The organism is Streptomyces albireticuli, assembly GCF_002192455.1.
Lineage (GTDB): Bacteria > Actinomycetota > Actinomycetes > Streptomycetales > Streptomycetaceae > Streptomyces > Streptomyces albireticuli_B.
Map to the genome: position 1 here is coordinate 6,909,520 of NZ_CP021744.1, position 11,858 is coordinate 6,921,377.

Below are 11,858 nucleotides of genomic sequence, written 5' to 3' on the forward strand. Positions count from 1 at the left end.
GCATGCCATCGGCCCGACGCGCCCCTCACGGCGCGGTGGGGTCTTCCCCCGCCTCCGCCGCCCGGCCCCTCAGCACTCTTACGCGGCCGCCGACTTCGACGCTTCCGTCGGCGAGCGGACGGGTGCGGATCCGCGAGCCACGGCCCTGGCGGATGTCCAGGGCGCGGCCGAGCTCATGGGTGAGGGCCAGCGCCGCGGCGCCCGTGGCCTCGTCCTCGGCGATGCCGTCGCCGCGGCGCGGGAAGCCGCGGGCCCGTACCTTCCCGGCGGCCTCGTCCTCCCACGCCCACGCGTACAGCCAGCCCTCGCCGTCCGGGGGTGCCGGCAGCGCGTCGACGGCGGCCGGTGACCCGTACCGGTGGGTGCGCCGCCCGGTCGCCCACGCGGGATCGGCGCGCACCCAGGTGAACTCGCCGTCCCGGCGCACCGGGACGGCTCCGGCGGGCGGGTGGAGCACCTGGACGTCCAGCAGCCGGCCGGTGCCGACGAGCGGGTGCCCGGCGAAGGGGAGCCGGGCGCTGGGCGTCCAGATGTCGACGACGCCGCGCCGGGCGTCGTCGACGAACACGGTCTCGCTGTGACCGAGCGCGGCGGCGAGCTCCCGCCGCGCGCGCCCGCCGGGCACCGCCGCGCCGTCGCGCACCACGGCGAGGGTGTTGCCGCCCTGTCCGCCGGGTCCGCAGAAGACGCTGAGCACCTCGATGCCGATCATGTGGGCATTCAACATCACCCGCTGCCGGGGCCCGCCCGCCGGGTGCCCGGGGAGGGCGCGGGGGAGGCGGGAGCCACGGCCGGGGCGACGGGGGCCTTCTGCCGCAGGAGCCGCAGGAGCCGGGTGAGCGCTCCCGGCGGGCGGCGGACGACCTGGACGGGCCGCGCCGCCGTGGCGTCCGGCGTCCGCGCGGCGGCGGTCTCCGCGGTCGCGGCTGCGGTGGGCACGGCGGTCTTCGCGGGCGCCGCGGGGCGGCGGGCCGGGGCAGGGGGCTCGGGGCTGTGTTCGCGGTAGGCCTGGGCGCGCAGGTAGGCGCTCAGGGCACGTGCGGGGTCGAGTGGCATGGTGGCCTCTCTCTGGTCTCGTCCAGCTGGTGTGCGAGGGGCGCGAGGGACAGGCCGGGAGTGGCCTGGCCCGGCCGGAGGCAGCCCGCGGCACGGCCCCGCACGGGCCGGTGGACGGGCTGGCTCCGGGGGCGCTCCTCAGCAGCGCAGGACGGTGTGCAGCGCGGGGGTGCCGGACGGCGGGGGAGCCCCAGGCCGCGGCGCGGACGACGCGCGGGGGCAGGGCCCCGCGCGGCCGCCGGGCGGCCGCGCGGGCGGGCGGCCCCGCCTGCCGGGACGCCTCCCCTCCCGCGTCGCGGCCGCGGCGGAGACATCGGTCTCGGAGGCGTATTCGTCGGCGGGCGCGAACTCCCGGGACACCGAGCCCGCTTCACGCTCGCCGCCGCCCGCGGCGGTGGCGGCCTCCCCGCCGGGGGTCAGCAGGAGCAGGGCGATCAGCACGGCGGTCGCGCCGCGCGAGACGGACTGCGACAGAGCGCGACCCCACTCAGGCATGCACCTAGGGTAATTTGGCCATTACTTTGCGTGCATTCCCGCATTCGGGTGATATTTCGACGAATCGCCCACCGGGGAGTCGAGTGTTTGTCGAGGCCCTGACAATCCGGCGGCGGTGATGGCACGCTCGGAGGCGCCCCTCCCCGCGCCCCCGCCCCTCGCTCAGCCGCCCGCCGTCCCCACGGCCGAAGCCGACATGGAGCCGTCATGGCCCGCACCCCCACCCGCAGCCCGCTCCGCGACCCCTTCCGGCGAGCCCCAAGAACCCCAAGAGTCCCGCGAGCGCCGCGCCGCCGCGCCCGTCACTCACCGGCGGCCCTCGCGTGCGCCGTCGTCCTCGCGGTGGCCGTGCTCGCCGGCCCGTACGCCGCCCCGGCGGACGCCGCCGCCCGCCCCGCCGGCATACCCGCCACGGGCACCGGCTGCGGCTCCACCGTCGGCAAGGTCACGCTCGACACCACCTACGACCCCGCCACCGGCCGCTATCTGCTGGCCGACACCCGGCGCGGCGACCACCGGACGTACGACCTCGCGGGCGCCACCACCGGCACCGGCACCCTGGTGACCGACGACGACAACGTCTGGTGCGAGGGCGGCCCGCAGGCCGCCGCGGTCGACGCCCACTACGTCAACGCCGTGGTGTGGGACTACTACCTCACCGTCCACGGCCGGAAGGGCGGGGTCCGCCCCGACGGGCGGGGCGGGTGCAGCCGTGTCCACTACGGCGACCGCTACCAGAACGTCATCTGGCGCGACTCCTGCCTGGCCTACGGCGACGGCGCCGACCCCGCCTGGCCGCCGACCAGGATCGACGCCGCCGGGTACATGCTGACCCAGGTGCTCGTCGCCGCCACGGCCGGCCTCAGCCCGTACAGCGGTGAGTCCGCCGCCCTCGCCGTGGCCACGAGCGACATCTTCGGCGTCTCGGCGGAGTTCTTCGCGGACAACGCGGCCGACCCGGGCGACTACCTCGTCGCCGAGCGCACCGGACCCGACGGCACCCTGACGGCGGCGCGCCACCTGGACCGGCCCTCCAAGGACGGCCACGCCAAGGACTCCTGGTACCCCGGCATCGGCTCGACGTTCCCCCGCGACGCCGCGGGCCCCGCCGAGCACTTCTTCTACCTGCTGTCCGAGGGCAGCGGCCCCAAGGTGATCGGCGGCGTGGCCTACGACAGCCCGACCCACGACGGCAGACCGGTCGCGGGCATCGGGCGGGCCGCCGCGGAGCGGATCTGGTTCCGGGCGCTGACCGTGTACATGACCTCCACGACCAACTACAAGGCGGCCCGGGCAGCCACCCTCAGGGCCGCCGCCGACCTCTACGGCACCGGCGGCGCCCCGTACCGCGCGGTGGAGGCCGCCTGGACCGCCGTCAACGTGGTGTGACCGGCCCGGCGGGCGCGGATCGGCCGCGCCCGCCGGTGGACGGCCGGACGGGTCACGCGCTCCAGTGCGGCGGACGCGTCAGCGAGGACGGCAGCCGGGTGGCGGCGTCGCCCCGGGCCGCGTTCACCTGCATCTGGGTGAGGAAGATGCTGCCGGTCAGGTCGGCGCCCGACAGGTCGGCGTCGCGCAGGTCGGCCCCGATGAGGTCGGCCAGCCGCAGATCGGCGCCCTTGAGATCGGCGGCTATCAGATAGGCGCCGCGCAGGCTGGCGCCCTGGAGGTTCGCGCCCCGCAGCCGGGCGCCCATGAGATCGGCGCCCCGGTGGTTCTTCTTCTTGCCCTTGACCCCGGCCCGGACGAGCTCGCTCGTCCGCAGCAGCAGCGTGTTCACGCCGTGCCGGTGCTCCGCGACGTCGACCTCCCGCAGGGCGGCGGGGTTGTGCAGGGTGAGGCGCTCGGTCTCCGCGAGCGCCCGGCGCAGGTCGCCGTGGACCGGGCGGGCCGGTGCCAGGGCGAGCGCCTCGGTCAGGTACCAGAGCAGCTCGTGGAGCTGCCGCATCACGGGGAAGGACTCGAACATCTCCCGGGCGGTGTCCCGGTCCGCGCGCCAGTCCCGGCCGCCGAAGGTGACCTGGGAGACCTTCTGCCCGGCGCCGAAGCAGTCGTAGACGGTGCAGCCGGTGTAGCCGCTGGTGCGCAGCTTCGCGTGGATGCCGCAGCGGAAGTCCTGCTGGAGGTTGCCGCACGGCTGCCCGGCGGGCTTGGTCGCCGCGAAGTCCGAGGACGCCGAGAAGGGCAGGGCGACGCAGCACAGGCCGAAGCAGCTCCCGCAGTCGGCCCGCAGCCCGAGGCGGGCCCGGTCGGCTTCGGCGGCGTCGTGGTGTCTCGCGGTCACGATGAAAGGTTTCCTTTGACTCCGGAGGGGCGGTCCGGAGTGAGTCCATCCCTGTGCTTCTGCGCAGGTCCGGCCATTTTACGGGCTCGGGCGCGGACCTCGGCGGCGGGCGGGCCCCACCGGGCGGGCCCCGGGGGAGGGGCCGCCCGGCGGGGTTGCGCTGATCACCAAGGGTGCGCCGGGGCGGGGGAGCGGCGGGCCGGGGTCAGCGCACGGCGACCGGGGCCTCGGCGGCCCGGCCGGCGCGCCCGTGGTGGCGGCTGATGTTGCGCTCCAGCAGGGCCAGGCACTCCGCGACCCCGACGCTTGCCTCCGTGTGCACGGGCAGCCGGCCCTCGTCGGCCTTCAGCTCCGCGAGGGCGGTGTCCATCGCGGACTGCGCGGCGAACAGGCAGGGCGTGCTGTAGATCGCCACGTCCACGCCGAGCGCGCCGAGCTCCGGCAGCGAGAGCCGCGGCGACTTGCCGCCGGCGATCTGGTTGAACAGCAGCGGCTTGTCGCCGATGACGTCGCGGACCTTGCGGATCCAGTCGGTGCTGCGCACGCCGTCGACCAGCAGGACGTCCGCGTCGGTCGCCGCGAGTGCCTTGGCCCGGCGGAGGATCTCCGCCTCCTCCGTGGCGTCGGTGCGGGCGACGACCACGAGGTCGCGGCGGGAGTCGAGGACCATGTCGAGCTTGTCCAGGTACTCGGACAGGGGCAGGATCCGCTTGCCGTCCACGTGCCCGCAGCGCCGGGGCCGCTGCTGGTCCTCCAGGATCACGCCGGACGCCCCGGCGGCCTCCAGCTGCTGCACGGTGTGGCAGGCGGTCTCGGGGTCCACGTAGCCGTCGTCGATGTCGACCAGGAGGTGCTGGGCCGGGAAGGCCAGGCGCAGCCGCTGGACGAAGGCGACGATGTCCGGCCAGGCGATGAAGCCGATGTCCGGCAGGCCGTAGTGGGACGCGGCGAAGCCGAAGCCGGAGACGAACATCCCGTCGTAGTGCCGGGCCGCGACGGAGGCGGAGAACATGTCGAAGACGCCGATGAGCGGTGTGGTGCCGTCCGCAGCTATGGCGGTGCGTAGCCGAGCGGGGTGGTTCACGGTACCCTCCGGGAAACTGGGTTGCGTGGGTACGCCGTTGCGGCCGCTGTCGTCGAAGTCCGTGGCCGGCACCGGCGTTTCATGACCTGGTGTCCCCGGGTGCGGCGCCGCTCGCGACGGCGTCCCCCGGGGTCTTCCCTTGCCTGGGTGCTGCGTGTGTGCTGCCGTGCTGACTGCCCGTCCGTTCTGCGGCGAGGCTAGTCAAGAGATGGTCATGGAGCAATATAGGCAAGGTAAAGCGGATGGTCAGGTCGATGCTTTCACGCCGCCCCCATCCGTCCCTCCGGCCCCGTTCGTCGCGGTCGGTCGCCACCCTTCCGCGCCCCCTCCGCACCCTCGGCCCCGCACGCCCCGTGACCGGTATCCGGAACAACGGCCTCCTGCCAGGGGCGTAGGGCGTGAACGCTCCTGAAGCCCGCCCGCCGTACGGCTCCGCCCGCACCGGCCGGGGCCGCGTACGGGGCGCCGCTCCGCATATGCCGCGGATAGGCCGGATCTCGCTCAGCCGGACTCCGGTCCACCCCTGCCCGTTCTCGGTCCGCCCCGGCCGGGCGCCGCCGGAACGCCACCGGCCCGACGAGGGGCGCCGCCCGGAAAATCGCATGATCGTTGCAGGTGGGAGCGGGTTGCGGCCATCATGCCCCCATGCATAGCGACCTCTTCGCCACCGAGAACATGGTCATGCCCGCCACCACGGCGGGCATGAGCCTCCAGAACGCCAAGTCCATCGTCTACGCCGTGAACGGCGAGTGCTACGCCCGCCAGGGGTCGATGATCGCCTTCCGCGGCAACCTCCAGTTCGAGAAGCTGGGCCAGGGCGTGGGCAAGTTCCTCAAGCGCGCCATGACCGGTGAGGGCCTGGCCCTGATGGCGGTGCGGGGCCAGGGCGAGGTGTGGTTGGCGCACGAGGCGGCCAACTGCTTCATCATCGACATCGCGCCCGGCGAGAGCCTGACCGTCAACGGCCGCAACGTGCTGTGCTTCGACCCCACGCTCTCCTACGAGATCAAGGTCGTGAAGGGCGCGGGCATGACCGGCGGCGGCCTCTTCAACAGCGTCTTCACCGGCCACGGCAAGCTCGGTGTGATGTGCGAGGGCAACCCCATCGTCATCCCCGTCTCCGCGCACGCCCCGGTGTTCGTCGACACCGACGCCGTCGTCGGCTGGTCCGCCCACCTCCAGACGTCCCTGCACCGCTCGCAGAGCCTGGGCTCCATGCTGCGCGGCGGCTCCGGCGAGGCCGTCCAGCTCAAGCTGGAGGGCGAGGGCTTCGTGATCGTCCGGCCGAGCGAGGCGAAGCCGCAGCCGGCGAGCAACGGCTGACGTCACGTCCGCGCCGCCGCCGGCCCGGCCGGGGGCCGCGGCCGGTGCGGCACCGGCGCGGTACCGAGGCGTGGCGCCGGACGCCGCGCGCCGGTCACCGCGCCCTCACCGCACGATCGGCGGCGCGACGGTCGTGGCCCCGGGCATTCTGGGTGAACATGTGCTGGTACGGCCTGATACCTGACTGAGGAGGGGCCGAGATGGCCTTCATGACGACGGTGCTCGCCGCGTCGCTGGCCCTGACGCCGGGCATGAGCACCCTGAGCACCACCGACAGCACCGGCCCCGTGGGCACCCAGCACGGCGCGGTGACCGTGGTCGAGACCTTCCGGGCGACCGCCGGTTCCGGGCAGGGAGCCGTGACGTACGACCCCAGGTCCGTACCGATCGGCAGCCATGTGGAAGTGCGGGAGCGGACGAGCGACCACGGCAGCTGGTTCGAACTCCGGCTGAAGGGGGTCCAGGCCAAACGGACCTTCGGCGCCCACGTCCACCAGAAAGCCTGCGGCACCGACTCGGCGACCTCCGGCGGCGGGCACTACCAGAACGTCAAGGACCCGGTGCAGCCCTCCGTCGACCCCGCCTACGCCAACGCGCGCAACGAGGCGTGGCTGGACCAGACCACGGACGCGCGCGGCAACGGCCGCTCGGCGACGTCCGTGCGCTGGCGGGTCCGGGCCGGCGAGGCCCGCTCCGTCGTCGTGCACGAGCGCGCGACCGACACCGCCCCCGGCAAGGCGGGGACCGCCGGCGCCCGACTCGCCTGCGTCAACGTGCCGTTCGTGTAGGTGCGCCATGTCGATGCGCGACAGGATCAAGGGCGCGTTCGCGGGCCACCACGGCCGCGAGGAAGGGGCGAAGGCCCGCGCGGAACCGGGCGGGCACGGCGGGACCGCCGCCTCCCCGCCCGGCCGGACACCCGGCCGGACGGGGGAGCGGGAGACCCGCGCGCGCCTGGAAGAGGTGCGCCGCAAGGCCGACGACGACGTCGACCCGCACGAGTGGCCCGACCAGGGCGACGGCACCGGAACCCCCGTATGAGCCCCTGAGGCCGGTACGGGCGCCCCGGCGGCCCCGCCCTCAGCACCCTCGCAGCACCGCCTCCGCCGCGCCCCGGCCCACCAGTTCGTGCAGCAGCCGGGTGGCGGGCAGCGCCGGGTCGAGGTAGACGTACTCGCGGCGGCGCTCGACGACGGCGAGCATCCTGCGGAGCGTGTCCGCCGCCTCCTCCCGGTGGCCGGCGTGGAACTGCGCCTGCCCCAGCAGCCCCAGGTGCAACGGAAGACGCAGATGCGTCCGGGACGGGCACAGTTCGTCCAGCGACGTGCGCATCAGCGCCAGGCCCTCGGCCGCGCGGCCGGAGTGCGTCAGGGCCCACCCGGCCGGCAGGCTCAGCATCGCCTTCCAGTAGAGCAGCCCGTGCTCGCCCGCCACCCGGGCACCCTCGCTGCCGGAGCCGAGCGCCGTGTCGACGTCCCCCTCCCAGGCGGCCACGACGGCGTCCACGTACAGCGCGAAGGCCCGGTCCGAGGGCCGGCTCTCGTACTCGGTCAGCCGCAGCAGCTCGTGGCGGCGCCGGGACGCCGTCCGCCGGTCGCCCAGGAGCCAGTGGGTGAACGTGTCGTACGAGCGGCAGGAGACGCGCGGGTCGTGCTGGAACGTCCGGGCCAGCGAGTGCCCCTCCCGGGCGAAACGATCCGCCATCTCGACGCCGTGCTCCAGCTCCGCCAGCGCCTCGGGCAGCCGGCCGCGCACGTGCAGCACGATGCCCTCCCCGTACGCCGCGCCGAGCACCGCCACCGGCTGCCGGGTCCGCCCGGCGAGGTCCCGCAGCAGCCCGGAGAACTGCCGGGAGTCGTCGTAGCGGCCGGTGACCAGGAGCGCCGCGCACAGCGCCCACAGCACCGACGGGTCCTCGGGGCTGTGCGTGACCGCGCTCAGGGCGCGGCCCCGGCCCAGCGCCGCCTCGGCCTCGGCGTCGCCGTAGCCGCGGATGGTGGCCAGCACCTGTCCGAGCTGGATGTGCAGCCGCTGCTCCAGGCCCGGGGCCGAGGGGTCGTCGGCGGGCAGGAAGCCGGCCAGGTGCACCGCCCGCCGCAGCCAGGTCTCGACCTGCTCGTACGCCAGGTGGTGCTCGGCCCGCTCGGCGGCGCGCAGCAGCCGGGGCAGCGTCTCGCCGGGCGCCAGCGCGTCCTTGGCGTGCCAGGAGTGGTGGGCCAGCCGCTCGATCTCCTCGTCGCCCATCTGCCCGCGCCCGCGGGCGCACAGCGCCTCGGCGACCCTCGCGTGCAGCCGGTGCCGCTCCTCGCGGGCGGGCTCCTCGGCGAGCGTCTCCTGCACCAGCGCGTGGGCGAAGTGCAGCCGGCCCGGATGGTGCGGGTCCTCGCCGAGCAGCCCGGCCCGGATCGCCGACTCCATCGCCTCGGCCACCGGTTCGTCCTCGGTGGCGGTGCGGTGCAGCAGGTCGGTGTCCACCTCGGTGCCGATGACCGCGCACAGCCGCAGCACCCGCACGACCGGCTCGGGCAGCGCGGCGAACCGCTGCCGCAGCGCCTCGCGGACGCCCGTCGGGACCCGGGCCAGGAGGACGGTCGAGGCGCCGGGGTCGTGCAGGTGCCGGATGTCGCCGAGGAGGGAGAGGAGCTGCATGACGAAGTACGGGTTGCCCTTGCTCCGCCGGTGCAGCGCCTCGACGACCTCGGCGCCCACGCCCGGCCCGGCCTGCGCCTCGACCAGGGTCGCGACGGCCTGCCGGGGCAGCCCGTCGAGCCGCAGGGTCTCGCTGCGGGGGCCGCGGACGACCTCGGACAGCAGCCGGCGCATGGTGGCGTCGGACTCGATCTCGAAGTCACGGGCCGTCAGCACGATGCTCAGCGGGTGCCCCAGGCGGCGGACGCCGAGCAGCCTCAGCAGGTCCAGGGAGGCGGTGTCCGCCCAGTGCAGGTCCTCCAGGAGCAGCACCAGCGGGTTCTCGGCGGCGAGGGCCAGGAGGACCTCGCAGACCGCGTCGTGGGTGAGGAACCGGGCCTGCGCCCAGTCGACCTCGGCGCCCTGCGGGGCGCCCGGCCCGGCCGACCGCTCGGGCATCAGCGGGGCGAGCAGCGCGCCGAACGGCGCCGTCGCCGCGCGGAAGGCCTCCGGCCGGGTGGCCGACAGCCTGCGCAGGACCTGTGTCCACAGCCAGTAGGGCGGGACCCCCTCACCGGGGAAGCAGTGGCTCCAGACCACTTCGAGGTGCTCGTCCGCGGCCTCCAGGCGCGGGGCGAGCTCCATCAGTAAGCGGGTCTTGCCGACCCCGGCGGGGCCGAGCACGGAGACCACGTGCCCGTGGCCGGTGAGGGCCCCGGCCGCCGCCGTCGCCAGGCGGCGCAGCTCCTGGTCCCGGCCGGTGAACGGCCAGGGCGCCGAGGGGTCCGCGGGGTCCGTGCCGGACTGCGGGGCCGGCCCGGGATCGGGCGCCGGCCGGACCGGCTCCGGCGTCCGTGCGGCCGCGGCGGAAGCGGGAGCGGCGGGGGAAGCGGAGAAGGGAGGAGTGGCGGAGACGAAGGGGGCGGCGGGAGTGGTGGCAGCGGGCGGCGCGGCCCGGTCGCCCGGCCCGTCGTCGCACAACTCCTGCCGCAGGATGGCGGTGCGCACCCGCTGGAGCTCCACGGCGGTGTCCACGCCGAACTCCTCGACGAGGTGGCTGCGCGTCCGCTCGTACACCTCCAGCGCCTCCGCCTGCCGCCCCAGGCGGGTCAGCGCGGTCATCAGGTGGCCGACGAGCCGCTCGCGCATCGGGTGGTTGCGCACCTCCCGGTCCAGGTCGGCCGCCACCTCCTCGTCCGCGCCCAGGGCGAGCCGGGCCTCGGCGAAGGACTCCAGCGCGGCCAGCCGGACCTGCTCCAGCCGGGCGGTCTCGTCGGCCAGCGGCGGGTGGGCGGAGAACTCCGTGTACGGGGCGCCGTGCCACAGCTCCAGGGCATCGGCGAGCCGGTCCCGCGCGGTCAGCGGATCCCGCTGTTCCAGGAGCCGGCGCCCGCTGGACACGAGGTCCTCGAAACGGCAGAAGTCCACCTGTTCCGGGGCGAGCTGGAGCACATAGCCGGGCGCGCGGTAGCGCAGCACCGAGGGTGCGTCAGGTCCGGCCGCCGGGTCCAGGACCCGGCGCAGGTGGGAGATGTGGCTCTGGAGCGTGGCGACGGGCTGGCGCGGCGGCTCGTCCCCCCACAGCTCGTCGACGATCAGCTCGGTGGGGACGACCCGGCCCAGCCGGATGAGCAGCAGGGCGAGCAGGGCCCGCCGGCGCGGCGGGCCGAGCGGCAGGTCCTGCCCGTCGAACCGCGCCGACATGGGGCCGAGCACCCGCAGCAGCGGTCCGGCCGGGTCCGCCCGCTGCGGCAGCGGCGACGGGCTCGGCGTCCGGAGTGCGTGCATATGGTCCTCATCGTTCTCGGTTCTCGCGCGAAGCGGCTGTGCCGGCGGACGGGCCGGGCGACGTCCTGTCGCCGAACCCCTCCAGAACGTGATCTTGGCATAACGGACAGGCCGTTCCAAGGCTGCCAAACCAGCAATTGGCAAGCAATCGGCAAGCGTCCCGCAAGAGTTGTGACAAGGGAACTACAGAGCTTCGCAAGATCCTGCCAGCGGCCGCACCAGGGCCCCGCAAGGAGGCCGTCGCATGATCACGGCGTCGGAAGTCCCCGCCCGGCCGAACCGCGCCGCGGGGAAGCCGGAATCGAGCTGAGAGGCGCCATGTCGTTCGCGATTCTCTTCCCCGGACAGGGAGCGCAGTTCCGAGGAATGGGCGCGGACGTCTTCGACCGCTATCCCGGCCTCACCCAGTTCGCCTGTGATCTCCTGGGATACGACCTCCCCGCGCTCTGCCGCGACGACCCGGACGACGTGCTCTCGCGCACGGAATACACCCAGCCCGCCCTCTACACCGTCAACGCGCTGCGGATGTTCGAGCGCGAGCACCGGGAGGAGCGGCGCGCCGACCATTACCTCGGCCACAGCCTCGGTGAATACAACGCGCTCCTGGCGGCGGGCGTCCTCGACTTCGAGACCGGCCTGCGGCTCGTCAAGCGGCGCGGGGAACTGATGGCCGCGGCGTCCGGCGGCGGAATGACCGCGGTCATGGACGTGCCGGCCCCGCGCCTGCGGGAGATCCTCGCGCAGGACGGCGTCGAGGGCGTCGACGTGGCCGGATTCAACACCGACACGCAGATCGTCGTCGCCGCCCCGGCCGAGGTGCTCCGCGCGGCCCACGACGTGTTCGCCCGCCGGGACATCCGCTTCGCACCGCTGCGCGTCAGCGCGCCGTTCCATTCACGCTACATGGAGCCGGTGCGCGCCGAATTCGAGAACTACCTGCGGGAATTCACGTTCCGCGAGCCGGCGACCCCCGTGATCGCCAATGTGACGGGCCGCCCCTACGGGCAGGGGGCCGTCGTCCGGCTGCTGAGCGACCAGCTCGTCGAGCCGGTGCGATGGACCGACAGCGTCCGCCACCTGCTGGCCCTCGACCCCCGGACGGAATGCGAGGAAGTGGGCGGCCAGGCCCTCCTCCGCATGGTGCAGAAGATCCGCCGGTCCGCCGACCGGACCCCCCTCCTCGGAACCAGGACTTGAGAC

General features: G+C 74.7%; 11 protein-coding genes. 5 read left to right on the forward strand and 6 right to left on the reverse strand.

The annotated features are described in order from the left end of the window. Positions 1 to 25 precede the first annotated feature (25 nt). The 3 genes from SMD11_RS29905 to SMD11_RS29915 all read right to left on the reverse strand — a co-directional run bounded on the left by SMD11_RS29905 (position 26) and on the right by SMD11_RS29915 (position 1,551). Positions 26 to 712, reverse strand: a complete 687-nt coding sequence (locus tag SMD11_RS29905) for a PhzF family phenazine biosynthesis protein (protein WP_087929412.1) — start codon at positions 710 to 712, stop codon at positions 26 to 28. Between the two features lie 14 nt (positions 713 to 726). Then, a complete protein-coding gene (locus tag SMD11_RS29910; protein ID WP_087929413.1) occupies positions 727 to 1,056 on the reverse strand; it encodes a hypothetical protein in 330 nt (109 codons plus the stop codon). 138 nt (positions 1,057 to 1,194) lie between these two features. Beyond that, positions 1,195 to 1,551: a hypothetical protein gene (locus tag SMD11_RS29915; RefSeq protein WP_087929414.1), complete on the reverse strand. Its 357-nt coding sequence runs from the start codon at positions 1,549 to 1,551 to the stop codon at positions 1,195 to 1,197. 207 nt (positions 1,552 to 1,758) lie between these two features. On the opposite strand from SMD11_RS29915, the gene SMD11_RS29920 reads away from it, so the two are divergent. Continuing rightward, a complete protein-coding gene (locus SMD11_RS29920) occupies positions 1,759 to 2,940 on the forward strand; it encodes a M4 family metallopeptidase (protein ID WP_087929415.1) in 1,182 nt (393 codons plus the stop codon). Positions 2,941 to 2,992: 52 nt separating this feature from the next. Here the strand turns inward: SMD11_RS29920 and SMD11_RS29925 are convergent, their stop codons facing one another. Continuing rightward, on the reverse strand, positions 2,993 to 3,835 hold the full coding sequence (locus SMD11_RS29925) for a pentapeptide repeat-containing protein (protein WP_087929416.1): 843 nt from the start codon (positions 3,833 to 3,835) through the stop codon (positions 2,993 to 2,995). A 205-nt stretch (positions 3,836 to 4,040) separates the two neighbouring features. Next, a complete protein-coding gene (locus SMD11_RS29930; protein WP_087930808.1) occupies positions 4,041 to 4,919 on the reverse strand; it encodes an isocitrate lyase/PEP mutase family protein in 879 nt (292 codons plus the stop codon). Positions 4,920 to 5,564: 645 nt separating this feature from the next. Between SMD11_RS29930 and SMD11_RS29935 the strand changes: the two genes are divergently transcribed. The 3 genes from SMD11_RS29935 to SMD11_RS29945 all read left to right on the forward strand — a co-directional run bounded on the left by SMD11_RS29935 (position 5,565) and on the right by SMD11_RS29945 (position 7,283). After that, on the forward strand, positions 5,565 to 6,242 hold the full coding sequence (locus SMD11_RS29935; protein WP_087929417.1) for an AIM24 family protein: 678 nt from the start codon (positions 5,565 to 5,567) through the stop codon (positions 6,240 to 6,242). Between the two features lie 200 nt (positions 6,243 to 6,442). Further along, entirely contained in the window at positions 6,443 to 7,030 is a 588-nt protein-coding gene (locus SMD11_RS29940) for a superoxide dismutase family protein (protein WP_234366220.1), read from the forward strand. A 13-nt stretch (positions 7,031 to 7,043) separates the two neighbouring features. Beyond that, positions 7,044 to 7,283, forward strand: coding sequence for a hypothetical protein (locus SMD11_RS29945; RefSeq protein WP_234366221.1), 240 nt, complete (start codon positions 7,044 to 7,046; stop codon positions 7,281 to 7,283). A gap of 39 nt (positions 7,284 to 7,322) precedes the next feature. On the opposite strand, the gene SMD11_RS29950 is transcribed toward SMD11_RS29945, so the two are convergent. After that, positions 7,323 to 10,658, reverse strand: coding sequence for a BTAD domain-containing putative transcriptional regulator (locus SMD11_RS29950; protein ID WP_087929419.1), 3,336 nt, complete (start codon positions 10,656 to 10,658; stop codon positions 7,323 to 7,325). Positions 10,659 to 10,976: 318 nt separating this feature from the next. Here SMD11_RS29950 and SMD11_RS29955 point away from each other — a divergent pair, with 318 nt between their 5' ends. Then, on the forward strand, positions 10,977 to 11,855 hold the full coding sequence (locus SMD11_RS29955) for an ACP S-malonyltransferase (RefSeq protein WP_087929420.1): 879 nt from the start codon (positions 10,977 to 10,979) through the stop codon (positions 11,853 to 11,855). Positions 11,856 to 11,858: the final 3 nt, after the last annotated feature.

Coding starts and splice junctions, on each gene's coding strand:
- SMD11_RS29905 (WP_087929412.1), bottom strand. CDS start 712: ATGATCGGCATCGAGGTGCTCAGCGTCTTCTGCGGACCCGGCGGACAG.
- SMD11_RS29910 (WP_087929413.1), bottom strand. CDS start 1,056: ATGCCACTCGACCCCGCACGTGCCCTGAGCGCCTACCTGCGCGCCCAG.
- SMD11_RS29915 (WP_087929414.1), bottom strand. CDS start 1,551: ATGCCTGAGTGGGGTCGCGCTCTGTCGCAGTCCGTCTCGCGCGGCGCG.
- SMD11_RS29920 (WP_087929415.1), top strand. CDS start 1,759: ATGGCCCGCACCCCCACCCGCAGCCCGCTCCGCGACCCCTTCCGGCGA.
- SMD11_RS29935 (WP_087929417.1), top strand. CDS start 5,565: ATGCATAGCGACCTCTTCGCCACCGAGAACATGGTCATGCCCGCCACC.
- SMD11_RS29940 (WP_234366220.1), top strand. CDS start 6,443: ATGGCCTTCATGACGACGGTGCTCGCCGCGTCGCTGGCCCTGACGCCG.
- SMD11_RS29945 (WP_234366221.1), top strand. CDS start 7,044: ATGCGCGACAGGATCAAGGGCGCGTTCGCGGGCCACCACGGCCGCGAG.
- SMD11_RS29950 (WP_087929419.1), bottom strand. CDS start 10,658: ATGCACGCACTCCGGACGCCGAGCCCGTCGCCGCTGCCGCAGCGGGCG.
- SMD11_RS29955 (WP_087929420.1), top strand. CDS start 10,977: ATGTCGTTCGCGATTCTCTTCCCCGGACAGGGAGCGCAGTTCCGAGGA.